This is a genomic window from Calothrix rhizosoleniae SC01 (assembly GCF_900185595.1).
GTDB lineage: Bacteria > Cyanobacteriota > Cyanobacteriia > Cyanobacteriales > Nostocaceae > Calothrix_A > Calothrix_A rhizosoleniae.
Genome location: NZ_FYBH01000124.1, coordinates 1 through 23,656 on the forward strand (window position 1 = coordinate 1; position 23,656 = coordinate 23,656).

Here is a 23,656-nt window from a genome sequence, read left to right on the forward strand (position 1 = left end):
TCCTGAGTGAAGGTATCTCTAGCTAACAGTGTCCTGCGTCCAGCTTTTTTACCCAATTGTTCCTGTATTTGGTAACGTTCAGCTAGTATTTCCATAATTTACCCCCATAAAATGCTGATGATGAAATTTTCGCAAAAATATACTTTTGTATGCAGGAAGGGCAAAAGCAGAAGGTTTAAAGGTCAAGGTTCTCCCTTGATTGATGCCAAAAGTCTATTGATGCTGTTATAAGTAAGCCAATATATATATTTAATATAGTTAATTACTTTTATGCCTTCCCCACTTTGGCCTTATATTACTCCTGGAATACCAGATGAATTATTTGAGCGTTTACCAGGTATTCCACTGAGCAAGCGGGAAATTCGCCTGTTATTAATTGCTCAACTGCGACTTAAACCAGATTCAGTTCTTCTAGATATTGGTGCAGGTACAGGAACAATCCCTGTGGAGATTGGTTTGTTATGTCCCCAAGGAAGAGTTATCGCCGTGGAAAGAGATGAAGATGTTGCCAATCTCATCCGTAGAAATTGCGATCACTTCCAGGTGCCAAATGTACAAGTAATTGAAGGTAGCGCTCCTGACTGTTTATCGGCACTTAAGGAAATACCAGATCGGGTTTGTATTGAAGGGGGACGACCTATTCAAGAGATTTTACAAGCTGTATGGGATTATTTACCAGAATCAGGTCGAGTTGTAGCTACAGCAGCTAATTTGGAAAGTCTATACTCTATTTCCCAAAGTCTTGCTCAATTACAGGCACGCAATATTGAAGTAGTACAGTCGGCTGTCAATCGTTTAGAAACTAGGGGATTTTCTCAAACCTTCGCTGCTGTCGATCCCATGTTTATTCTCAGTGGAGAAAAATTGGATTGAAGGAGGGAGATTTGCTGAAGAAGTGTGGGGAGTTGATAATTGATAGTTGGGAGCTGGGAGAAAGAAGATTCTACTTAGGTAATTGACAGTGCAAATTATTTTTCATCGGAACTTCTTCCTGCCCTCTGTCTTCTGCCCCCTGCCTTTTCAAGTTAGGTTGACACTCCCACGGTTACGCTAGGCTAAAACCGTGGGATTCTTTCGTCATAGGGAACCCAATGGTTTTCCCCACAGAAAGCATCTTCACCCTATGCTCTACAGCTGCAAGTCCTCTTATGAGAACTACTTGACTTACGGCTACATAAAAGTTAAATACACTGGGCTTAAAAGCGTACTGCACCACATCCCACAGCTAAAGCTGATGGGTTTTGCGCTAAATTCTATAAAAATTTATATTTTACACTTCACAAAATGATCCTTTATACTTAATAATTTATATCATATGCCCTGGTCTCGGATTATTAGTGGAATTGTAGCGATCGCTGTAGCATTGACAGCAACATTTTTGGGTGGATGGTATTTTACCGCCGTATTTGCAATAATTATCTTTTTGGGTCAAAAAGAATACTTTAATTTAGTACAAGCGGCAGGTATTGCTCCCACGGTGAAAACCACCATGATTGTTAGCCAGTTGTTATTAATCATTTGCACTTTAGATGACAATCTGGCTGATGCGGTCATGCCATTAGTAGGTACATTTATTTGTTTCTACCTCTTATTCCAACCCAAGCTAGCTACAATTGCTGATATTTCCGCTTCAATTTTAGGATTGTTTTATACTGGCTATCTACCAAGCTACTGGGTCAGGTTACGAGCGTTCGACACTGCTATGGTAAGTAATTTACCTTTAGGTGGTTATCTACCTCAAGATTGGCAAAGTATATTATTCACAGGAAATTTTGCTGATTTGCCCCGAGGTCTAACAGCCACACTACTCACATTTTTCTGCATTTGGGCTGCTGATATCGGTGCTTACATCTTTGGTAAATTTTTTGGTAAAACCCCCTTATCAGATATTAGTCCCAAGAAAACTGTAGAAGGAGCAGTTTTCGGAGTTACTGCCAGTGTTACTGTTGCCATTATAGGAAGTTATCAATTACACTGGGCTCAAGCCATATTTACGGGTGCAATCTTAGGCTTGTTGGTTGGCATTGCTGCATTATTAGGTGACTTGACTGAATCTATGCTCAAGCGCGATGCAGGTGTAAAAGACTCCGGGCATTTGATCCCCGGTCATGGAGGCATCTTAGACCGCACGGACAGTTACATTTTTACTGCTCCATTAGTTTATTATTTTGTGACACTGGTATTACCCTTACTCACTAAATGAATAGATACAAGCCCCTAAATTGATTTATGGACAAATAATTAATAATTGTGCCGCCATGCATAAGCACAAGGCGCAAAAATTCATTTCTTGATGATATCGTTCATGGGATAAACACCCAAAACCTCGCTTTATCGGAATTTATAGACCCTGACTTTAGAGATACATGGGTTCAATCAAAATCCAAAATTGTTATGACCAATATTACCAGAAGTGTAACGAGAGGGTGAAAGCCCTTGAGAAAGATCAACACAGCTAATTAGAAGCAAAAAGACGCGGTTTTAACCCGTCCTGTAGCATCTTTTAGAATCCCCTCGCCTTCAGGTATGGGAGCAGTCAAGGATTGATATTAATTCTGCCATGACAAACTAATTTTCCGGGCATGAGTGTTAATTGTTTAAGATCCACATCAGTCCCCAGATTGAGTTTGTATCCATCCTCACTGTCTAGATACACCCTTGTATGTTCTTGGATTCTGATTGGTGAAATTTGTAATTCATTCCCATTGAGTAAATCTATGCCCAAGTTGATTTCTAGGTCTTGGGGGGCAATTTTTTGATTCTGAGTAGCTGTAAGTATAATTTTTTTATGCCCAAGGAAAATATTTTGCCAAACAATACCCTTGGCTTTTGGCTCGTGTTCTGGTAATAGTTGATGCAGGACTTCATTTAAACCTGACGATAATAAATCAGAAGAGAGAGAGGCATTGAGTGCTTTTTCCTCAGCGATTAACTCGCCAACAACGGGTACTATTTCTGATAATCGCAGGGGCTGTCCTTTAAGAACTGAGCCAATATCGATCTGAATATTTTCTGCTACAAGTTTTATCTGTGTCAGATGAAGACCTTGATAAATGGCATGGCGGGCAAAAACTAATACCTTAGGTATATATCCAGACAAAAGTTGTTTATCACTAGCTTGTATCTCCACTTCCAGTTGAGATATATCACTAACTTGTGATCGCAACCACAATTTTAATGCTTTAGTCAGCACTTTGGTGACGATACGAATTTTCTTGTTACTTCGGTTCGGAGAAATTTTATTTGTCATGTAATGACTCTATTAAAGGGTATTTACGGAAAAAATACAAATTCTTCAACAAAAATTTATGTAAGATGCATCACTGAAGTATGGCATTTTTTTACGTAGGGAAGCTAAAATTGTCTATCTATTATTCAATCCTTTAAAGAATAATCAGTAATTTCCATATGGAGGCAAGGTTACAGAAAATTTTAGCTCAATGGGGTATTGCCTCACGTCGTCAAGCTGAGGAGATGATTCGGCAAGAGCGAGTGTGGGTGAATGGTGTAGTTGCCCATTTAGGGCAAAAAGCCGATCCCCAAACAGACGAGATTGCTGTGGATGAAAAATTAGTATCCCCGCGATCGCGTCCCCAAACAATATATTTGTTATTAAATAAACCTGCTGGGATTGTTTCTACCTGCGACGATCCCCAGGGAAGAACAACAGTAATTGATTTACTTCCTCAAAACCTGAGAATAGGTCAGGGAATTCACCCAGTTGGTCGTTTAGATGCAGATTCTACAGGAGCCTTAATCCTGACCAACGATGGAGAATTGACATATTATCTCACCCACCCAAGTCATAGCATTCCCAAAACCTATGATGTAGTAGTTAAAGGGACTCCAACAGCCTCAGTATTACAGGAATGGAGTCAAGGGGTGATGTTAGATGGGAAAAAAACTAGACCTGCTAGTGTAAGCTCCATAGAAAACTTTGCAGGTCAAACTCGTTTAGAAATTATCTTAAAGGAGGGTAGAAATCGTCAAATTCGCCGAGTAGCAAAACAACTAGGATATCCAGTAATTACACTGCATCGGACTGCCATCGGTACGATTCAATTACACACATCAACGATACAAGGCTTAGAAGTCGGTAAGTATCGGCATCTACAAGATTTTGAACTGCGCTTTTTAAAAAAAGTCATTCCAGCAGTTTCCTATTAATGATTTCCTCGGGTTAAGGAGTGTAGCGGAGTTATGAAGATCAAGAGTTTCATCAGGCAAAAAAATTACGAGCCGACTGAATTAATTACTTCATCAGAAAGATACAAAGAGTTAGCTCAAATAGGGGCTGAAATTAGGGAATCGCGATTAGAAAAAGGTCTATCCCTAGAAAATGTGGTGATGTTGACTATGATTCCCCAAAGATTATTACAGGCAATTGAAGAAGGGGATTTAAATGAGTTACCAGAGCCTGTATACACTCAAGCTTTAATTAGATTATCTGCTGATGCAATTGGTTTAGATGGAACGGAGTTAGCTAAAAGATTTCCGATCAATGTTAATCAGGTTGTTAATCAGCCAACGGAGAAAAAAGTAATTAGTAATCCCTTACGTCCTTTTCATCTTTACTTACTTTACACCGGTTTAATTTTTTGCTCTGTGAGTGGTTTATCTCAATTGTTAAATATCAATACCCTACAAGCAAGAAATATTTCCACAGCCCAAATCAATAAAACCACTCGTCCAGTTGCTGCAAATGTGACAATAGGCGATAAATCTGTAGAAATTGGTTTGACTATTAAAGAAAAATCTTGGGTGCAGGTAAAAGCTGATGGGAAACTTAAATATGAAGGTGATCTCCCTAAAGGTTCTCGTCGTACTTGGCAGGCTAAAGAAGAATTAACAATCAAAACTGGTAATGCAGGGGGAGTTTTAGTCAGTGTCAATCAACAGCAAGCTAAACAAATGGGTCAACGTGGGAAAATGAAAGAGATGAAGATTGCTGCTAGGAATCGGTATTAATTATTTCGTAGGGTGGGCACTGCCCACCTTACTATGATCTCATCATTTCCCCATTTCCAATTCGGGTTCAGGTTCACGTTGGGGTGCGCGTCCACACAGTTGAGTCAAATTTTGCAATTTTTCCCTAATTTCTGTGGTTAACATATCTACCTGATAACGCCAGTTCCAATTACCTTCAGCCTTACTAGGAAAATTCATCCTGGCTTCAGTTCCTAAGCCTAAAATATCCTGTAAGGGGATGATCGTTTGATTAGCTATAGAGGTTAAAGCTAGGCGAATTAAATCCCAATGAATACCATCAGGACTGATACAACCTAAATACATTAACAGGTTGTTTCGCTCGTAATCACCAGCCTGATCAAACCAGCCAATGGTTGTATCATTGTCATGGGTTCCAGTGTAAATCACACAATTTCGGGGTATATTGAAAGGCAAAAAAGGATTATCGGGATCGGAACCAAAGGCAAATTGTAAAATCTTCATCCCCGGAAATTCAAATTTGTCCCTCAGTGCTTCAACTTCTGGGGTAATAATACCCAAATCTTCCGCCAATACAGGTAGCTTACCCAATTTGTTGCCAATAGTCTCAAATAGCTCTTCCCCTGGTGCTTGAATCCATTCACCATTAATTGCTGTCTCTTCCCCTTGGGGTACAGTCCAATAAGCTTCAAAACCCCGGAAGTGATCGATACGAATAATATCTACATAGTCCAGCATGGCTTCAAAGCGTTGTATCCACCAGTGGAAATCTTGTTTTTGTAGTTCCTCCCAGTTATAAACAGGATTTCCCCATAGTTGACCAGTGGCGCTAAAGTAATCTGGTGGTACTCCTGCCATGAGTGAGACTTCTCCAGTTTCTTTATCTAAGCAAAAAATATCTGGATTTGCCCAAACATCAGCACTATCATGGGCTACGTAAATGGGAATATCACCAATGATATCGATTCTGCATTTATTCGCGTATTTTTTTAATTCTGACCACTGGCGGAAAAACTCATACTGCAGAAACTTGTGGTAAAAAAGCTCCCCCACTAACTGTAATTTTGCTGCTTCTATGGCTTGGGGTTGGCGTTGGGCTAGTTCTGGTTCCCACTGATGCCAACTAGCACCTTGTTGATTATCCTTGAGGGTCATAAACAAGGCATAATCATCTAACCAATAAGCTTTACTCTGACAAAAATCTGCAAATCCCTGTCGTTGTTTGGGAGTGGCATTATTTTTAAAATTGGTGCAAGCTTTTTGTAGCAGGGGAATTTTTTTATCTATAACTAACTCATAATCTACCTTATCCTCTGGGAAAGGTGGTAAATTAACAAAATCTGCTTCCGTTAACAAGCCTTCATCTTGTAAAATTTCTGGACTAATCAGCAAAGGATTACCTGCCATCGCTGAGTAGCACATATAAGGGGAATTACCGAAACCTGTTGGCCCCAATGGTAATACTTGCCAATATTGTTGGTAACTTTCCTTGAGAAAATCTATAAACTGGTAGGCATTTGTTCCCAAATCTCCAATCCCAAAGCGACTGGGAAAACTGGTGGGATGTAACAAAATACCACTGGCTCTAGGAAAAGGCATGTTTATCCTGAACTATTAGGAATCATTATCCCATCGAATTTATCATGGAATTAGTCCCACAATTTTAGACTTTAGATTATTAAAGATTATGGTTTAAATTGTTACAAACTTTTGTGAATAGATATAAATAAATTATTGGTTATGGCTTATAGGAATCCGGCTCCCACTGTTGATATTATTATTGAATTAATTGATCGCCCTCATAGACCGATTATTTTAATTGAACGCCACTATCAACCATTGGGGTGGGCAATTCCTGGGGGTTTTGTGGATTATGGGGAACCCATAGAGGTAGCAGCACAACGGGAAGCTTGGGAAGAGACTGGCTTAAAAATAGAGCTAATCGAACAATTTTTGGTATATTCTGACCCCCAACGGGATGCACGTCAGCATACCATTAGCATGGTATTTTTAGCCACAGCTACTGGGGAACCTGTGGCGGGAGATGATGCTAAAGATGTGGGTATTTTTGAGCCTTGGGGCGTACCTAGTAATTTATGTTTTGACCATGACCGGATTTTACGGGATTATTGGCAGTATCGTCATTATGGAATTCGTCCCAGGTTAGGTCAATAGGAAAAATATGGAAAAAAACATTATTCACACCGCTCATGCACCTGCACCAGTAGGGCCTTATAGCCAAGCGATCGCAGCTACTGGTACAATGCTGTTTGTCAGTGGACAAATTGCTTTAGACCCTGTATCAGGATCTATTATGGGCGAAGGGGATGTCACCAAACAAACTCAGCAAGTAATGGCAAATTTAGAGGCAATTTTGACGGCTGCAGGAGCTACTTTTTCCGATGTAGTCAGGACTACGGTTTTTCTGGCGGATATGAATGATTTCGCCACCGTGAATAGCATTTACGCCCAATATTTTGATGCAGACACAGCACCCGCCCGTGCCTGTGTACAGGTATCTCGTTTGCCAAAAGATGTGTTGGTAGAAATTGATTGTATCGCTGTAATTTAAGGGGATATCATATGGCATACTTACACTTCCTTGACAGGTAAGTGTAAGCCTCTCAGGAAATTTTCTAAGACGACAAAAATGAGCTTTTAGACCATGCGCCCCACGGTTCCTTGCTATTTATCCCACCACAGATTCAAAGAATTCGGTGTCAGCCTTCTTGCGGTTGAAGGTAAAAATAAGTTGGACAATTTTTATCTGAAATAGATTGTGATACTAAGTTGCATTCTATTGCAGTAGTTCAGTTGGTGAGATTGCTTCCTTCCGCTCCGTAACCATGACAATGACATACTGACTATCCTTGAAAGCAATTTGGTATGAATCTAGCTTCCATATAAAAACTGTTCAGGGTGTTTTGACACAAATCAATCGCCAATTAATTTTAGATAACACAACCTTAATTAGTTATGTTGACTTCCGGGACAGAATTCTGCTGGGAGTTGATATTCTTAACATCAAAATGCTTATCTACTAAGGCGGGAATTTCTTCCGCTTGAATACGTTTGTAGCGAGTTTTATCTGGCATGATCAGGTTAGGGCCAGCCTTGCAGCTTTTCATGCAACCAGTACCTTTAATTGTCACATTATTCTCTAAACCGCGATCGCTAATTACAGATTCTAAAACCTGACATACTTTTTTCCCACCCCGGTGCATACAATCAGACTTTTTACACACTAAAATAGTTGCTTTTGCTGGTTTGGGCTTGACTCCCTTCACAGCAGAGGATGGAGAAAAATTAGGAGATGGGGATACTTTTGCCCCTACATGATCAAGTTTCCCGCCCATTATCACTCTCTGAGCCTTGAATTTTCTTTCCCCTTTAGTACTCAGTTTTGTCTCACCATAGATTTTTAAGGGAGTTCCTGGCGGTAACATCCAATTAAAGTTTATTCGTAGATGCTTGGCTAACTTGACATAAACCGCTCCGTCAACAGTTTCTAACCGTAAGCCTTTTAATTTGTAACCATCTTTAATGACAAAATCAACCAAGCGTCCTTCGGCGATAAATTCTAATATTTGGGAACTACGGTAATTACTCATGGTTTTCGATCTATTTTCTACTCAGACTTAGCTTTTACAAATCTTGCTGCCAGGATTTTTCTAGTATCCTAATCAGTTGTTGACGGGAAGCACTAGAGTGTCTAATCACACTCCATACTTGTATCAAAGCCACAGGATTACTAATCTGCACAGTTAATGGTTGATTCATTTCACAGGAACAAGGAATTTCTAGTTCCTGTAAGCGTTTATAAACTAACCAACGATCCAACCAATCAACCTCAATTACCTGCTGTTCCTCTAATTTTTCCAGATTTACCTCCAAAGTGAAATTAATTTGCAGTAATAATAGTGTGTTTCACCACTATTGTTGAATCATAAGTGAGAAAGTTTCTCTTATACCAAGATAACTCAAGTGCAAAGTTTTCTCAACTAAATCCCAAAAAAGCATTAAAATTTGCATTTATTCACATTTGGTTTATCTACATCCACTTCCCTACCTCTACCATTGGCGAATCAGGATGCTCCCCAGAAATAGACCAAGTTCAATTTATTCCCATAGCCTCAAGTTTATAGTTTGCTGGTGTTTCTGCGTGTTTGGAATGCTCGTAAGTATAACTATCGCAAAAATTGTACTTTTATTTGCCTGGTAACCTGAAGAGTTTATCTGGATGGAAAACTATTTTTTAAGTCTTCATATTTATATCTATATATTTATTGAAAATATTTACTGAAAGCTAGTATAAATGAATACTCTAATGCTATAGAAAGATTTTATTGATATTAAAAATCAATTGAATTCCGAAGAAATTATAAATTCAAAAAAATAAATTATTTTTAATATTGGTTGACCTAAATTTTATGTTTTAGATGCTAATATGTAGAGGCCGATTGGTTAGTGATGAATAATTGCAATTGAGGGAAAACAACCATGTCAGAAACACAAACTTTGATACATGAATTTGGTCAAGTTTATGACAATCCTATTTTGTTAGACCATAGCATCACTCAACCTGTATGCGAAGGATTTAACGTCGTATTAGCTAGTTTCCAAGCACTTTACTTGCAATACCAAAAACATCATTTTGTGGTTGAGGGCGCAGAGTTTACCTCCCTACATGATTTTTTTAATGACAGTTGTAAAGATGTGCAAGATCATATCCATGAAATTGGAGAGCGCTTAAATGGATTAGGGGGCGTACCAGTTGCTACGTTTGCTAAGTTAGCTGATTTATGCTGCTTTGAGCAGGAAAGTGATGGCACCTATTCTAGTCGTCAGATGGTAGAAAATGATCTGCAAGCAGAGCAAGCAATTATTGGTGTGATTCGTCGTCAAGCTGCCCAAGCAGAAAGTTTAGGTGATAGAGGTACACGCTATTTATACGAACAAATTCTGCTAAAAGCCGAAGAGAGAGCTTACCATTTACATCACTTCCTCGCTAAAGATAGTTTAACTTTAGGTTTTGTACAACCTGCTCATAACTAGTAGATTGACGACTGTGGAAGTTATAAGTTTGCTACTTTTGATTTAATGCCAATTTTGCATACATATTCTACATAATTATTTAGCAAAAGCAGAGATGAGTTTATGTAATCCTCTCTGTCTTTTCTTTTTCATACTATATTTATAAATTAGGAATATTTCTGATTAACCTCTATTATTCAGTCAGTATACCCAAGTATAAAATACCTCTGAATAACCTCTATTTTACAGTCGATCTTTTACAGTAAAATCTCACAACCAACCATGAAAAATTTTTATCAGCCTTTTGGAAAAGGCAGTCCCGTAGACGCACCAAGCGCGGCTTATCGTAGAGATGAAAAATTTTTCACCATCAATTATCTAGGTAGAATTTTTCCTTCCCCCTGCTCACCGACCTCTTTTATGACTGTGTCCAGTAGTATTAATACTTATAAAATATAATCTTAAAAGTGACAAAAATAGCAAACTTAATATCAAATGCTTGCGTATTCCCAGAAATTGTTCAGTATCCACTGATAAATAAATTCAGAGAAGTCGATCGCAAACAGCTTAAGAGGTGGTGAAAGAATCTTAAAATAATCAAGACTTCTATTTCTCTACTCCAAAGCAACGCATATGCCCCGTCGTGATGACATCAAAAAAATTCTCCTCCTGGGTTCTGGTCCAATTATTATTGGACAAGCCTGCGAATTTGATTATTCCGGAACCCAAGCCTGTAAAGCCCTCAGAGAAGAAGGTTATGAGGTAGTTTTAGTTAACTCCAATCCGGCGACAATTATGACGGATCCGGAAACCGCCAACCGCACTTATATTGAGCCTTTGACCCCAGAATTGGTAGCTAAGGTAGTGGAAAAGGAACATCCAGATGCTTTGCTTCCGACTATGGGAGGACAAACAGCATTAAACATTGCCGTGGCTTTGGCAAAAAATGGGACACTAACTAAGTATGGAGTTGAGTTAATCGGTGCGAAGTTGCCAGCCATTGAGAAAGCTGAAGATCGCAAACTATTTAACCAAGCTATGGATAAAATTGGGGTGAATGTCTGCCCCAGTGGAACAGCTTCATCCTTAAAAGAAGCACAAGCTATCGCCGATAAAATTGGTACTTATCCTCTAATTATTCGTCCAGCTTTTACTATGGGTGGTACTGGTGGGGGTATTGCTTACAATGAAGAAGAATTTGCCGACATGGCACAAGCGGGGATTGATGCTTCTCCAGTATCCCAAATACTCATTGACCAATCTTTATTGGGTTGGAAGGAGTATGAATTAGAGGTAATGCGGGATTTGGCAGATAACGTAGTGATTATCTGTTCCATTGAAAACCTAGATCCAATGGGTATTCATACCGGGGATTCAATTACTGTTGCTCCCGCCCAAACCCTCACCGATAAAGAATACCAACGGCTGCGAGACATCGCAATTAAGATTATCCGGGAAATTGGTGTCGAAACTGGCGGTTCCAATATTCAGTTTGCAGTCAATCCGGTGAATGGGGATGTAGTTGTGATTGAGATGAATCCCCGAGTTTCCCGCAGTTCCGCCCTCGCATCCAAAGCCACTGGTTTCCCCATTGCTAAAATGGCGGCAAAATTAGCAGTGGGTTATACCCTGGATGAAATAAAAAATGACATCACAAAAAAAACCCCCGCTTCCTTTGAGCCAACCATCGATTATGTAGTCACCAAAATTCCTCGCTTCGCCTTTGAGAAGTTCCCTGGTTCCGAATCTGGCTTAACTACCCAAATGAAATCTGTAGGGGAAGCTATGGCTATTGGTAGGACATTTAACGAGTCTTTCCAAAAAGCCATGCGTTCCTTAGAAACAGGAAGAGCCGGTTGGGGATGCGACATGAACGAAAAATTACCCAGTGGTGAACAAATTCGCGCTCAGTTACGGACACCCAACCCCGAGCGGATTTTTGCTGTCCGTCATGCTATGAAACTGGGACTGAAACAGTCAGAAATTTACGAATTAACTGCCATTGATCCTTGGTTCCTGGATAAAATGGAGCAGATGCTAGAGGTGGAAAAGTTTCTCAAGCGTACCCCTTTACAGGAATTGACAAAAGAACAGATGTATGCGATAAAGCGGGACGGATTTAGCGATCGCCAAATTGCCTACGCCAGCAAAACCACCGAAGATGAAGTTAGGACTTATCGCCAGGAATTAGGAGTCATCCCCGTTTATAAAACGGTGGATACCTGTGCCGCAGAATTTGAGGCATTTACCCCTTATTACTACTCCACCTACGAATTAGAAACAGAAATTGCTCCCAGCGAGAAGCCCAAGGTGATGATTTTGGGAGGAGGACCCAACCGAATTGGACAGGGGATTGAGTTTGACTATTGCTGTTGTCATGCTGCCTATGCCTTAAAGGGTGCTGGCTATGAGACAATTATGGTCAACTCCAACCCAGAGACAGTTTCTACTGACTACGATACTAGCGATCGCCTGTATTTTGAACCTCTGACCAAAGAAGATGTGATCAACATTATTGAGGCAGAAAATCCTGTGGGGGTAATTGTTCAATTTGGCGGACAAACCCCCTTAAAATTGGCAGTTCCCCTACAAGAATATCTGCAAAACACAGCCCCAGAAAGAGGTATTACCACCAAAATTTGGGGAACTACCCCCGACTCCATTGATATCGCCGAAGACAGGGAACGGTTTGAGCAAATTCTCGAGGAACTCAACATTGCCCAACCTGCCAATGGAATGGCTCGCAACTATGAAGATGCCTTAATTGTGGCTCGACGCATCGGCTATCCAGTGGTAGTACGTCCTAGCTACGTCTTGGGAGGTAGAGCTATGGAGATCGTTTACTCGGATACTGACTTAGAACGTTACATGACCTTTGCCGTCCAAGTAGAACCAGATCACCCAATTCTCGTTGATAAGTTTTTAGAGAATGCCATTGAAGTTGATGTGGATGCGATCGCAGATACTACGGGGCAAGTTGTAATTGGTGGTATCATGGAGCATATTGAGCAGGCGGGGATTCACTCAGGAGATTCTGCTTGTTCCTTACCCTCCATTTCCTTATCTCAACCAGTTCTCCAGCAAATTCGCCAATGGACAACAGAATTGGCAAAAGCATTAAACGTCATTGGTTTGATGAATATCCAATTCGCTGTTGTCAATTGTCAAAGCGATGCTCCTCAAATTTATATATTAGAGGCTAATCCCCGTGCTTCCCGCACAGTCCCCTTTGTCTCTAAACCTACAGGAGTACCCTTAGCTAAACTAGCCTCCTTAATCATGTCAGGTAAAACCTTAAAAGAACTTGGTTTTACCCAGGAAGTAGTTCCATCCCATATTTCTGTCAAAGAAGCAGTACTACCCTTTAATAAATTTCCTGGTACAGATACCATCTTAGGCCCAGAAATGCGTTCCACAGGGGAAGTAATGGGTATAGACAGTGATTTTGGTCGCGCCTTCGCCAAAGCAGAAATGGGTGCAGGGGAGCTATTACCCCTAACAGGTACGGTGTTTGTTTCCATGAACGAGCGGGATAAACAAGCTGCTGTCCCCGTAGTCAAGGAATTTATTGATTTAGGCTTTACCGTCATGGCAACTGATGGTACTCGTCGCGTCCTCCAGGAAAATGGATTAGAGGTTGAACGAGTCCTGAAATTACATGAAGGTCGTCCCCATGTATTGGATGCAATTAAGAATCGCAAAGTTCAGTTAATTGTCAATACCCCATCGGGAGAAGAAGCTCAAACCGATGCGAAATTAATTCGTCGCACAGCTTTGACTTACAAAATTCCCATTATTACTACTATTGCTGGAGCGAAAGCCACGGTTGCTGCCATTCGTTCCTTACAAAATACTACATTGGATGTAAAAATCATCCAGGAATACTGCAAAGTTAATCAGTAGATTTACTGATGAAAACTAATTGTAAAAGAAGGTAAAAACAAGATTTTTGCCTTCTTTATATTGATCCAGATACTATTTAACCTGAGTTCTGGATAAGCTCAAACCCTGATTATATCGTTACATGATTTTGGTCTTCATAAACGTATTTGCGTTGTTTCAGGCATTAATCAGCCTCTCAAAGTGAAATAAAGCTCCTTAACCCGAACTGAGGTTATTTAGGGCTTGCTGAATAACTGAAAAATATTGATTTATCAATGCTTTGAGGCTATTTTATTGGGAAATAAGTGCAAGGAAATTAGGATTTTAGGTTTAAAATCCTTGCATCTGTTATTTTTTCTGGCAAAAAGAATAGAAATAAAGAGGCACCGAACTACTCCCCACTCCCTACTCCCTACTCCCTACCCTCACCAAAAGACTTTTTCAGCAAGCCCTATTTAGATGAGAAACTCGGTTCTAAGAGTTGTCAGGAAGAGGCAGGGGAGCAGGGAGCAGGGAACAGGGGAGAAACTCAATACATGAATATAGGGGCTTGAAATAGCGATGCAGCGCGATCTTGGAGGTCTCCCCCATGAGCGACTGCATCAAGAAAGGAATTATTGAGAAAGAGTGCTTATGCATCGCGGCACAATTATTTCTAATTTTTCCACAAATAAATTGGGGGGCTTGTATCCTTTTCTTTTTCGGTCAACAGTTAAGATTATATTTGGGTATTTATGATGGTTTACTGCGATTTCTCACATCAGCAGGTAAGTTAGTTCCCACACCAGAAGAAGTTGCAGAAAAGCTAGCAACTAAGTTGCGAGAATTAAATATTTATCCAGATGCAATTGAATTTAACAGCGATCGCAATCCAGTGCAAATATCTCTAATTAGTTGAATTATCCAGCCCTCTCCCTTCAGTATCCACAATCTAAAACATAGCGTTCGCTGATTGCATCTGCATCCGTAAAACCCATTCAAAATCAGCATTTGCAATTTGCAGAGTCCGTTATTTCTTCCTCTCCATCACTCTTATACCAAGAGGGAAAAATGATTGCGACAGATGGAAACAAAGAAAAGCTCATGTACTAACTCTTTCACAATCCAAAATCTAAAATAGTAATATCTTTCACCGAAGCCGCCCTGGAAACCTCTCCACTCCATCCAGATGCGGAAACCCCACCCCTACTTTTTTATTCGCACACTTGAAAGAAAAAATAAAGCTTGCCAAATTTACGGAAAATTAGATTTATGATTGAGTTCTGTAAACAAAGCTGAGAAATTTTGAATAAGCAATGGCAACAATATAGTTCTCTCTATAATCAGCATAGCCCCCTCTATTGGGAGGATATTTTTGATAAATCTATCTCAGGATTACTAGGCAGAAAAAAATCATAAATGTTACAATTTTTAAAGTAAAACATCAGAAACTAGCACATAATCTCTTGATATATAACTTAGGATAGTTGCCAAATTAAGCAAAAAACTATAAATTCTGTTTTCTATTCAGTTAAAAATCTAATTTGATTATCATTTACAGCTAAACTAATCATCCCTGTGGATGAGGAAGCATAAAGAGGATTGCTCCCTAGGTGGTTATTAACCAATAGCAGTCTCCTTCAATGAAATACCCGATCGCTAAACCTAACTATTTACAGAGTCGCAATATGAAGACCGTCCATACACCTACAGACCTAGTGCGGACTTATCTGCGTGAAATAGGTCGTGTACCACTTTTAACTCACGAGCAAGAAATTCAATATGGTAAGCAAGTGCAAAAGGCAACTGCATTATATGACACCAAAGTATCTCTTGCCAATCAGTTGGGACACCAACCAAGTTGGGAAGAATGGGCGCAAGCGGCTGAACTAGAGATAACACAATTAAAACGAGCGATCGCTGATGGTGAGATAGCCAAGCGTAAAATGGTAGAAGCCAATTTGCGATTGGTGGTATCAGTTGCTAAAAAGTATACCAAGCGCAATGTCGATTTGCTCGACCTAATTCAGGAAGGTAGCATTGGGATGCAGAGGGGTGTGGAAAAATTTGACCCCAGTAAAGGGTATAGATTTTCTACCTATGCTTACTGGTGGATACGCCAAGCTATTACTAGAGCCATTGCTGAAAAAGGTAGAACTATTCGCTTACCCATTCATATTACTGAAAAATTAAACAAAATTAAAAAAGCTCAACGTCATATGTCCCAGAACTTGGGACGAGCTCCTAGTGTGGCTGAGTTAGCCACAGAATTATCATTGACTCCCCAGCAGGTGAGAGATTATTTAGAGAACTCTCGGACACCATTATCCTTGGATTTGAGGCTAGGAGATAATTACGACACCGAATTGGGAGAAATGTTAGAAGATCCCAGCTCTTCTCCCGAGGACTTTGCTATCCAGTCCTCCTTATCTTATGAAGTAGAACGCTTAATGGATAAGCTGACACCACAACAACAGGAAGTCCTATCTTTGCGCTATGGCTTGAATGATGGACAACCCCGAACTCTAGCAAAAATAGGTGAAATTCTTAATATTAGCCGCGAGCGCGTGCGCCAAATTGAACGAGAAGCCCTAACAAAGCTGCGGAGAACTAAGCCAGGTATGAATGAATATTTGGCGAGTTAGTCATGAGCGAGTGGGTTTAATTTAATTGAGTTAGATTCTTTTTTCAGCCTGAAATTGAATTTTGGGCTGATTTTTTTATAGCAGTCGCCATCATGTTTAGGAAGTTTTTCAGTTGATATAGCACTACGCTTTTAGGTTAGGACATATTTTCAGACTAAAAGCTTGATTTTTCATGGATTATCGAAATTCAAGAATGTCCTAACGTGCTTTGGTAGTGCTATAGTTGATGGATGGTATTCTGTGGTAATTTCTCTAAATTTTACCAAATCTTCTCTAAATTCAGCACAAATCCAGGCAAAATATCTTCACCTGACAAGCTACTAGGATTATTTAAAATTTCCACTTCCTGTCCAATGCGATAAATCTCAACTTGTCGCAATTTGCGATTAATTAACCAACCTAAACGTACACCATTTTCTTGATATTCTTGCATCTTTTTTTGAGTGACTTTCAAAGTATCACTGGGGGAAAGTAACTCAAGTACAAAATCAGGACAGATAGGCGGAAATTTTTCTTTCTCTTCCGGTTGCAGGGTATCCCATCTTGCTAATTTTATCCAAGATGCATCGGGAGAGCGATCGCTACCATTAGGTAATTTGAAACAAGTTGAAGAATCAAATACTATACCCAGCTTATTTTGCTCATTCCACAACCATAAAAGTGCATTGCAAGCGGAATTACTTTTTCCCGTTTCTCCCCCTGTTGGTGGCATAATAATTAATGCCCCTGTAGCAGTGCGTTCAAATTTTACATCGGGATTTGAACGGCATAATTGATAAAATTGTTCGTCTGTTAAATCAAGGATGGGTTTAAAATCGACTGTTACGGCTTCCATAGGAGAATTTTACCCAACAATAACCATTGTAATAGTTTCAGGCAGATATCAACCTTTTGTTGTTTCGGTGTGAGGTTTCTTGTAAGTTAATCCTGCTGTACGATGTTTGTCTTCTGTATAATGAGCGGATATTAACAATACCCAGAAAAGTTATTGATACTATGACTAAAATAGCTATCATAATTTACTCAACTGAAATCCTTGGTGTGATAGACGGGAAAATTCCATCTAATAAATATTGGGTTGCACTATGAAAGTCATACTGTTGGGCAACGCTGGATCCGGTAAGACGACTTTGGCGAAATCGCTGATCGAATTACATCCTTCGGCGCGTTTATCTCTTGATGAGGTGGCGTTCTCGGAGGGGGCAGCACGTCGACAGGTCGAAGATAGCGTTGCTGATGCAATTTCTTTTATAGCTGAGTACGATCGCTGGGTCATCGAAGGCTGTTATTCGAGCATTGTCGAGCCACTCTTGCCCCATTGCCAGCTGCTAATTTTCTTGAATCCAGGCATTGAAACTTGTGTGGCGCACTGTCATAGCAGACCCTGGGAGAGCGAGAAATTCCCGTCCAAGGCAGAGCAAGATGCCAATATCGAAAACCTTGTTTCTTGGGTGCGTAAGTACGAAATCAGAATCGATGAATATGGCCTGGAAGAACACCGGAGACTCTTTGATTCTTTCCAGGGACGAAAAATGGAATTCACCAAGGTAGTGCCCGATGCGGCTCAACAAATCATTGCAGTGGACGTTTGATGTTTGACATCTTTGAGAAAACGATCGCTAATTGCCTATCATCGAACATTATTGAGTGTGATGGGAATTTCAATTATAAATTCTGTTCCATACCCAGGTTCAGATTTAACCTCAATCTTACCCTGATGTTTTTCAATAATTTGATAACTAATTGCTAATCCTAACCCCGTTCCTTGATTAATGGACTTAGTTGTAAAGAAAGGATCGAAGATTTTGTCTTTAATTTCTGCATTAATCCCGCAGCCATTGTCTTGGATTATTATATTTACTTTTTGATCGTCAGTTTTTATAGTTTTAATTATAATTTTTTTTTCAGTTTTTTCTGGATTGTCTAATAAAACATCAATGGCATTGCTAATAATATTCATGAATACTTGATTGAGTTTTGCTGGATAGCATTCAATTAAAGGTAAATCTCCATATTCTTTAATCATTTTAATTCCAGATTTGAGACGCGGACTCAAAATTAAAAGCGTACTTTCAATGCCATCATCAATACTCACAAGTTTCTTGTCAGCTTCATCTAGTCGAGAAAAATTACGCAAAGACTTGACAATATCGCGAATGCGTTGGGTTCCCAATTTCATTGAAGAAAGTATTTTAGATAAATCCTCAATAATAAAATCAAAGCTAATGTTTTCAGCTTCTTCTTGAATTACAGGGGTTGGCTGTGGATATTCTTGCTGATAGAGTTTGATTAAATTTAATATAGATTCAACATGGTTATGCAAGTGATTCAAATTACCATGAATAAAATTAACAGGGTTATTAACTTCATGTGCCACTCCTGCAACCATCCGCCTCAAGCTTGACATTTTCTCGGTTTGAATTACCTGGAGTTGGAGTTGGGCTTTAGCAGCTGCTTGATTAAGTGCTTTAAAGTTATTGTATGCCCCGGAGTGGTAACGGATACGGGCAATTAACTCAACTTTATCGGGTAATTTAATTAGGTAGTCATTTGCTCCATCGGTGAATGCTCGCGCTTTTAATTTTGCTTCTTCTTTGTTGGATAACATCATGATAGGAATATCACGAGTGGCAGCATGAGAGCGAAACCAACGCAGCAGCATCAATCCATCTACTTCTGGCATCAACATATCGAGAAGGATTACCGTGGGAGAAAGTGCGATCGCCCTTTGAATTGCTTGGGTAGGATCGCTAATGTAATTAAAAGCAATATCTGTTTCGGTTCCTAGAATGCGACGGACTGCTTCGCCAATGAATGGTTGATCGTCAATCAGTAGAACTGTGGCTAGATTTGTTTTAGAAGTTTCTATACTGGGGTTTTCTAAGGGCTTTTTTTGCAGGAATTGTGAGTCAATACTATGATTTGAGACAGTGATTTCGGGCGGATGGGAGACTGCTTTTCGTTGAAACATTAAGTATCTCCTAATATTGATTTGGGAGATTTTCTGAATCAGCAAGTATTTAGTACGGGCTTCTAGAATCGAGGATTGGATGTCATTGGATTGTTTCATCTGCTACTGGTTAAGGGGTAAATTGGGAATATCTGATAATTTGAGACGCGATCGCCTCAATAGATAGAACCTCCACAGCCGCTTTTAACTCAACAGCCGCTTTGGGCATACCATAAACAATGCAAGTCTCCTGGTTTTGAGCAATTGTATGCCAACCTCTTGACCGCATTTGCTTTAAGCCTGCGGCTCCATCTCGCCCCATACCTGTAAGTAGCACCCCAACCCCTTCTCCTCGCCAATAGCTAGCCAAGCTTTGAAAGAAAACATCAATGGATGGACGGTAGACGGAATCAAGGGGTTGCTTCTCATAAGCCAGACTCAAGTCAGGACGGATTACGAGATGATGATTTGTACCTGCAACCAGAACCTGACCAGGTTCTAATAAACAGCTCGGTGTGGCAAGCTGCACGGGTATGGAAATTTGCTGGTTTAACCAAGTAGCAAAACCAGGAGCAAATTCCGCATCAATATGCTGGATAATCACCACAGCAGCATTAATATTTCTGGGAAATTGGCAGAGAATAGTTGTCAATGCCTGGGGACCCCCAGTAGAAGCTCCGATGGCGATTAGTAGTGGGAGTTGGTTTACTGGGGGAGAATTTGCAGGTAGTGTGGTGAGTTGCGATCGCTGGCGAGATGATTTACCAATCAGTCTGGCAATGATCGCAATTTTATTTAGCAGCCCGGTACTACCATCGCTCTGTTGACCGGATAATATTGGTGTATTGACGGCATCCAAGGCTCCATAACCCATTGCTTCAAAAACCTTGGCTGCGTATTTATTGATGCTAGCAGTAACCATGAGAATGGCACAGGGAGACTGTTTCATGATTTGGCGGGTAGCTTCAACTCCGTCCATTCTCGGCATCACCACATCCATCAAAATCAAGTCAGGAGTATCCACAGTACAGGTGCTTACCGCTTCCACACCATCGTAGGCAACCCACGCCAACTCATAGCCTGATATATTAGCTACAATACGCCTCAGAATTTCTACTATCATTAAGGTATCGTTAACAATGGCAATTCTCACAGTTTAACCCTCGCCAACTAGGTCAATTACAGCTTCCATGAGGGTGTCATCATGAAAGCTACTTTTAGTTAGGTAGTAGTCAGCACCCGCTTTTAGCCCTTGTAACCGGTCTTCTTCTCGGTCTTTGTAGGAAACAATAATCACGGGTATATGCTTTAACTCGCTATGGGTTTTAATATGGCTTGTCAGTTGAAAGCCATTCATGCGGGGCATATCAATATCTGTAATTACCAAGTTGTAATTGCCACTACGGACTGCATTCCAGCCATCCATGCCATTTACCGCTACATCCACTTGATAACCATTATTTTCCAAGAGTTTGCGCTCCATTTCGCGCACAGTAATGGAGTCATCGACTACTAGGACATGCTTATATGTTTTATTAGCATTCTGCTGGATAGATTGATTTAGTTGACTAATTTGCCCACTCGCCAGCACCTTAGCAATAGAACGCACGAGATCCTCTACATCTACAATTAGTACTGGAGAGCCATCTTCTGTGAGAGTAGCAGCACTAATATTAGGTACTTTCCCCAGTCGGGGATCTAATGGTCTGACAACTAAACTGCACTCACCAAGAAATTTATCTACTATCAATCCATAATGGCTAGTATTATGATTCATATCAACCCGGAAATTTGGGTTTGCTTCCTGAAGCTGAGTATCCCCCCTAGTTGAGGAATGACTACTAGAGCGATCGCTGATGACGATGACTGGTAGTAATTCTAAATTCTCAATAGGTGACGGTAAATCCAATACTTGATGCCCTGGTATTAATAAAACTGGGCAATCATCCAGTATAAAAAAATGCTGATTTTCTGATAAAAAGACATCGGACTTGGAAAGCATCACTACCCTTTCAATCCGCGATAGACCAAAAGCATAGGGTTCTCCGGAAATCTCCACCAGCAAGGTTCTAATTACAGATAGAGTTAGGGGTAACTGCAAGGAAAATGTCATTCCCTGTCCGGGTTTAGAGACTGCCCGCAGACTACCGCCAATCTCTCGCAAAGTACTATAAGCTACATCTAATCCCACCCCACGTCCGGAAATTTCCGTAACAGCTGTCGCTGTTGAAAATCCGGGCAAAAAGAGAAACTGCATCAACTCCACTTCCGTGAGATGAGTCGCCATGTCCCTAGGAGTTAGTTGTTTTCTCATAACTTCTTGACGCAAAAATTCTAAATCTATACCTCTACCATCATCTGTAACGGTAATTAACAACATTCCAGCGCGATGGGTAACTTCCAGGCAAATATTTCCGGCTTCCGGTTTTCCTGCAGCTAGACGTTCCTGGGGAGATTCTATGCCATGATCTATGGCATTCCGCAAAATATGGGTGAGGGGAGCCTTCAACCGTTCTAAGATATCTCGGTCTACCAGAGTAGACTTACCCACAATTTCCAAATTCACCCGTTTACCCAATTGTCTGGCTAAATCCCTCACCAAACGGGGAAATTCCGAGCCAGCATCAGCAAAGGGGCGCATATGAGTAGCGATCGCTTGTCTATACAAACGTTCAGCCAGGTTAGCAGAACGCTGGGAAAAAATTTCCAGTTCGTTATGGCGATCGCTCAATATCTGGCGACATTCATTAGCTGTTTGATGAGCCACACTTAACTGTTCCTGAATGTGCCGATCCAGGTGGCTGTTCCTCAGTAAATCCTGTAAATTCTCCAACAGGCTGAATAAATCCGTCTGACGGTGTTTTAATTCCAGTAAAGAATCAGCAAATGGTTCTAACCATTTTGCCTCTACTAAAGACTCCCCCGCTAAACCCATCAAGCGATTGAGATTATCAGCACTAACTCGGACTACGCGGTTTTGGGTGATGGTTGGTTGTTCTGGAGGTGGGGGAGAGGGGGAAGATGGGGAAGAATTGGGAATTGGGAGTTCTGAATTTTTTTGTCCCCGCGTCCACACATCCTCATTTCCTGCATTTTCATTCCTCAAATTGGCAATTGCTTTCACCAAGGATGTGATTCTCTCATCTTCAGCAAATTGCACTTCCGGTTGATTTACACAATCATCTGCAATTTGCAAGAGTATATCTACTGCTTGCAATAACACATCAACATCAGCCGCATTTAAGGTAATTGTTCCCTCCTGAACTGCAACGAAGTAGTCTTCCATGACGTGAGCGAGGGAAACAGCAGCATCCACTTGGACAATTTTTGCAGCTCCCTTAATAGAATGGGCTGCTCGCATCAAAGTCGTCAATTCTTCAGTTGGTTCGGGTTTATTTTCCAGTGCCAACAAATTATTATTCAACACGGCAACTTGGGTTTTCACTTCCATGTTGAATAATTCCAGCAAGGAGAGATTAGTTAAATTTGTCTCTGAACTCATGGCAATACCTTTTTCGCCAGGGTTGTAAATAATAGTTCATCATCCAAATAGCTGACAATGCGCGAATGCCAGTGGAAGAATCCCTTGCTATAAGTTTGGTTTGCTCGCGCCATGTTTTTGGGAGGATCTCGTAATTCATTGTGATGAAACCGGTATATTCCGTAAATTTCATCCACCCCAAACACCCAAGTGTTACCAGCATTTTCCATCACTAACATCCGTGAATACACCACTGGACTGATTGATTGAGCAGTAATATCAGTACCTTGGAGATTTAATAGGTGGCTTAACGAGATACACAAATGCAATTCCCCTCGGATATTCACCAATCCCCGCAGGATTTGATTGCTGCGATGGGGTATGGTATGAACTACACTTGGTGGAGTTGTTTCTTGGAAAACTTGAGCGGCAAGTGCCAGCCATTCCTGTTGCAAACGAAAAATCATCACCGTCAGGGTTTCGTTAGTAGGTAAGGTGTTGGAATCGATATGCTTCCCTACCCCTGTTTGGGCAAATAACTCCGTCCACTCATGGCGATAATTTTCAAAAGGGGAACGCTCTAGTAAATCCCGTCCCGCACTAGAGTGTACGGGGCAATTCCGACAGTGGATATGTGTAGATAATTCCGGGCAAGAGCCATCGCCCGTAACGCCAATTACGTTCCAGCAATGTTCAATATTTGATGGGGCATTGATGGTGCTCATATTTACAAATCAC

Annotated in this window: 19 protein-coding genes and 2 pseudogenes; 11 read left to right on the forward strand and 10 right to left on the reverse strand. The window is 40.6% G+C overall.

Translation table 11 applies throughout. The annotated features are described in order from the left end of the window. Positions 1 to 95 (reverse strand): annotated as a pseudogene (locus CALSC_RS07130) (protein kinase domain-containing protein); the annotation flags it as partial. Positions 96 to 270: 175 nt separating this feature from the next. Between CALSC_RS07130 and cbiT the strand changes: the two are divergent. Together cbiT and CALSC_RS07140 are read left to right on the forward strand one after the other, a co-directional pair. Next, positions 271 to 873, forward strand: coding sequence for a precorrin-6Y C5,15-methyltransferase subunit CbiT (gene cbiT, locus CALSC_RS07135; protein WP_088240686.1), 603 nt, complete (start codon positions 271 to 273; stop codon positions 871 to 873). Positions 874 to 1,315: 442 nt separating this feature from the next. Continuing rightward, positions 1,316 to 2,203 carry a phosphatidate cytidylyltransferase gene (locus CALSC_RS07140; protein WP_088240687.1) on the forward strand — a complete coding sequence of 296 codons (888 nt, stop codon included), beginning with the start codon at positions 1,316 to 1,318 and terminating at the stop codon, positions 2,201 to 2,203. Positions 2,204 to 2,536: 333 nt separating this feature from the next. On the opposite strand, the gene CALSC_RS07145 is transcribed toward CALSC_RS07140, so the two are convergent. Beyond that, positions 2,537 to 3,250, reverse strand: coding sequence for an LmeA family phospholipid-binding protein (locus CALSC_RS07145; protein ID WP_088240688.1), 714 nt, complete (start codon positions 3,248 to 3,250; stop codon positions 2,537 to 2,539). Between the two features lie 158 nt (positions 3,251 to 3,408). Here CALSC_RS07145 and CALSC_RS07150 point away from each other — a divergent pair, with 158 nt between their 5' ends. Continuing rightward, on the forward strand, positions 3,409 to 4,167 hold the full coding sequence (locus tag CALSC_RS07150; protein WP_088240689.1) for a pseudouridine synthase: 759 nt from the start codon (positions 3,409 to 3,411) through the stop codon (positions 4,165 to 4,167). 33 nt (positions 4,168 to 4,200) lie between these two features. Then, the gene (locus CALSC_RS07155) at positions 4,201 to 4,968 is read left to right on the forward strand and encodes a helix-turn-helix domain-containing protein (RefSeq protein ID WP_088240690.1); all 768 of its coding nucleotides are present in this window, start codon (positions 4,201 to 4,203) and stop codon (positions 4,966 to 4,968) included. A gap of 42 nt (positions 4,969 to 5,010) precedes the next feature. Here the strand turns inward: CALSC_RS07155 and malQ are convergent, their stop codons facing one another. Continuing rightward, positions 5,011 to 6,546 carry a 4-alpha-glucanotransferase gene (malQ, locus tag CALSC_RS07160; protein WP_088240691.1) on the reverse strand — a complete coding sequence of 512 codons (1,536 nt, stop codon included), beginning with the start codon at positions 6,544 to 6,546 and terminating at the stop codon, positions 5,011 to 5,013. Positions 6,547 to 6,687: 141 nt separating this feature from the next. Here malQ and CALSC_RS07165 point away from each other — a divergent pair, with 141 nt between their 5' ends. Beyond that, positions 6,688 to 7,122 (forward strand): NUDIX domain-containing protein, encoded by a 435-nt coding sequence (locus CALSC_RS07165; protein ID WP_088240692.1) that lies wholly within the window; start codon positions 6,688 to 6,690, stop codon positions 7,120 to 7,122. Positions 7,123 to 7,129: 7 nt separating this feature from the next. Then, entirely contained in the window at positions 7,130 to 7,519 is a 390-nt protein-coding gene (locus tag CALSC_RS07170; RefSeq protein ID WP_088240693.1) for a RidA family protein, read from the forward strand. Between the two features lie 394 nt (positions 7,520 to 7,913). On the opposite strand, the gene CALSC_RS07175 is transcribed toward CALSC_RS07170, so the two are convergent. Together CALSC_RS07175 and CALSC_RS07180 are read right to left on the reverse strand one after the other, a co-directional pair. Beyond that, entirely contained in the window at positions 7,914 to 8,558 is a 645-nt protein-coding gene (locus tag CALSC_RS07175; RefSeq protein ID WP_088240694.1) for a (2Fe-2S) ferredoxin domain-containing protein, read from the reverse strand. 34 nt (positions 8,559 to 8,592) lie between these two features. Next, entirely contained in the window at positions 8,593 to 8,841 is a 249-nt protein-coding gene (locus CALSC_RS07180; RefSeq protein ID WP_088240695.1) for an Asr1405/Asl0597 family protein, read from the reverse strand. 606 nt (positions 8,842 to 9,447) lie between these two features. Here CALSC_RS07180 and dpsA point away from each other — a divergent pair. The 4 genes and pseudogenes from dpsA (at position 9,448) to CALSC_RS07200 (ending at position 16,487) form a co-directional block, all read left to right on the forward strand. Further along, on the forward strand, positions 9,448 to 10,002 hold the full coding sequence (gene dpsA, locus CALSC_RS07185) for a DNA starvation/stress protection protein DpsA (RefSeq protein WP_088240696.1): 555 nt from the start codon (positions 9,448 to 9,450) through the stop codon (positions 10,000 to 10,002). A 612-nt stretch (positions 10,003 to 10,614) separates the two neighbouring features. Beyond that, the gene (gene carB / locus CALSC_RS07190; RefSeq protein ID WP_088240697.1) at positions 10,615 to 13,884 is read left to right on the forward strand and encodes a carbamoyl-phosphate synthase large subunit; all 3,270 of its coding nucleotides are present in this window, start codon (positions 10,615 to 10,617) and stop codon (positions 13,882 to 13,884) included. 679 nt (positions 13,885 to 14,563) lie between these two features. Continuing rightward, positions 14,564 to 14,761 (forward strand): annotated as a pseudogene (locus CALSC_RS07195) (hypothetical protein); the annotation flags it as partial. Between the two features lie 769 nt (positions 14,762 to 15,530). After that, a complete protein-coding gene (locus CALSC_RS07200) occupies positions 15,531 to 16,487 on the forward strand; it encodes an RNA polymerase sigma factor, RpoD/SigA family (protein WP_088240715.1) in 957 nt (318 codons plus the stop codon). A gap of 259 nt (positions 16,488 to 16,746) precedes the next feature. Here the strand turns inward: CALSC_RS07200 and CALSC_RS07205 are convergent, their stop codons facing one another. Beyond that, positions 16,747 to 17,322: a Uma2 family endonuclease gene (locus CALSC_RS07205; RefSeq protein ID WP_088240698.1), complete on the reverse strand. Its 576-nt coding sequence runs from the start codon at positions 17,320 to 17,322 to the stop codon at positions 16,747 to 16,749. A 250-nt stretch (positions 17,323 to 17,572) separates the two neighbouring features. On the opposite strand from CALSC_RS07205, the gene CALSC_RS07210 reads away from it, so the two are divergent. Then, entirely contained in the window at positions 17,573 to 18,079 is a 507-nt protein-coding gene (locus tag CALSC_RS07210; RefSeq protein WP_088240699.1) for a P-loop NTPase family protein, read from the forward strand. Between the two features lie 38 nt (positions 18,080 to 18,117). On the opposite strand, the gene CALSC_RS07215 is transcribed toward CALSC_RS07210, so the two are convergent. From CALSC_RS07215 to CALSC_RS07230, 4 genes are all read right to left on the reverse strand, one after another. After that, complete coding sequence (locus tag CALSC_RS07215) at positions 18,118 to 19,458, reverse strand: sensor histidine kinase (RefSeq protein WP_088240716.1); 1,341 nt, start codon at positions 19,456 to 19,458, stop codon at positions 18,118 to 18,120. A gap of 109 nt (positions 19,459 to 19,567) precedes the next feature. Next, positions 19,568 to 20,590 carry a chemotaxis response regulator protein-glutamate methylesterase gene (gene cheB / locus CALSC_RS07220; RefSeq protein WP_088240700.1) on the reverse strand — a complete coding sequence of 341 codons (1,023 nt, stop codon included), beginning with the start codon at positions 20,588 to 20,590 and terminating at the stop codon, positions 19,568 to 19,570. 3 nt (positions 20,591 to 20,593) lie between these two features. After that, positions 20,594 to 22,939, reverse strand: a complete 2,346-nt coding sequence (locus CALSC_RS07225; protein ID WP_088240701.1) for a hybrid sensor histidine kinase/response regulator — start codon at positions 22,937 to 22,939, stop codon at positions 20,594 to 20,596. Further along, positions 22,936 to 23,643, reverse strand: a complete 708-nt coding sequence (locus tag CALSC_RS07230) for a chemotaxis protein CheW (protein WP_088240702.1) — start codon at positions 23,641 to 23,643, stop codon at positions 22,936 to 22,938. The genes CALSC_RS07225 and CALSC_RS07230 overlap by 4 nt, the downstream gene beginning before the upstream one ends. Positions 23,644 to 23,656: the final 13 nt, after the last annotated feature.

What these genes read in the sequence shown, in the direction of transcription:
- cbiT (WP_088240686.1), top strand. Translation starts at nt 271, where the DNA reads ATGCCTTCCCCACTTTGGCCTTATATTACTCCTGGAATACCAGATGAA.
- CALSC_RS07140 (WP_088240687.1), top strand. Translation starts at nt 1,316, where the DNA reads ATGCCCTGGTCTCGGATTATTAGTGGAATTGTAGCGATCGCTGTAGCA.
- CALSC_RS07145 (WP_088240688.1), bottom strand. Translation starts at nt 3,250, where the DNA reads ATGACAAATAAAATTTCTCCGAACCGAAGTAACAAGAAAATTCGTATC.
- CALSC_RS07150 (WP_088240689.1), top strand. Translation starts at nt 3,409, where the DNA reads ATGGAGGCAAGGTTACAGAAAATTTTAGCTCAATGGGGTATTGCCTCA.
- CALSC_RS07155 (WP_088240690.1), top strand. Translation starts at nt 4,201, where the DNA reads ATGAAGATCAAGAGTTTCATCAGGCAAAAAAATTACGAGCCGACTGAA.
- malQ (WP_088240691.1), bottom strand. Translation starts at nt 6,546, where the DNA reads ATGCCTTTTCCTAGAGCCAGTGGTATTTTGTTACATCCCACCAGTTTT.
- CALSC_RS07165 (WP_088240692.1), top strand. Translation starts at nt 6,688, where the DNA reads ATGGCTTATAGGAATCCGGCTCCCACTGTTGATATTATTATTGAATTA.
- CALSC_RS07170 (WP_088240693.1), top strand. Translation starts at nt 7,130, where the DNA reads ATGGAAAAAAACATTATTCACACCGCTCATGCACCTGCACCAGTAGGG.
- CALSC_RS07175 (WP_088240694.1), bottom strand. Translation starts at nt 8,558, where the DNA reads ATGAGTAATTACCGTAGTTCCCAAATATTAGAATTTATCGCCGAAGGA.
- dpsA (WP_088240696.1), top strand. Translation starts at nt 9,448, where the DNA reads ATGTCAGAAACACAAACTTTGATACATGAATTTGGTCAAGTTTATGAC.
- carB (WP_088240697.1), top strand. Translation starts at nt 10,615, where the DNA reads ATGCCCCGTCGTGATGACATCAAAAAAATTCTCCTCCTGGGTTCTGGT.
- CALSC_RS07200 (WP_088240715.1), top strand. Translation starts at nt 15,531, where the DNA reads ATGAAGACCGTCCATACACCTACAGACCTAGTGCGGACTTATCTGCGT.
- CALSC_RS07205 (WP_088240698.1), bottom strand. Translation starts at nt 17,322, where the DNA reads ATGGAAGCCGTAACAGTCGATTTTAAACCCATCCTTGATTTAACAGAC.
- CALSC_RS07210 (WP_088240699.1), top strand. Translation starts at nt 17,573, where the DNA reads ATGAAAGTCATACTGTTGGGCAACGCTGGATCCGGTAAGACGACTTTG.
- CALSC_RS07215 (WP_088240716.1), bottom strand. Translation starts at nt 19,458, where the DNA reads ATGTTTCAACGAAAAGCAGTCTCCCATCCGCCCGAAATCACTGTCTCA.
- CALSC_RS07225 (WP_088240701.1), bottom strand. Translation starts at nt 22,939, where the DNA reads ATGAGTTCAGAGACAAATTTAACTAATCTCTCCTTGCTGGAATTATTC.
- CALSC_RS07230 (WP_088240702.1), bottom strand. Translation starts at nt 23,643, where the DNA reads ATGAGCACCATCAATGCCCCATCAAATATTGAACATTGCTGGAACGTA.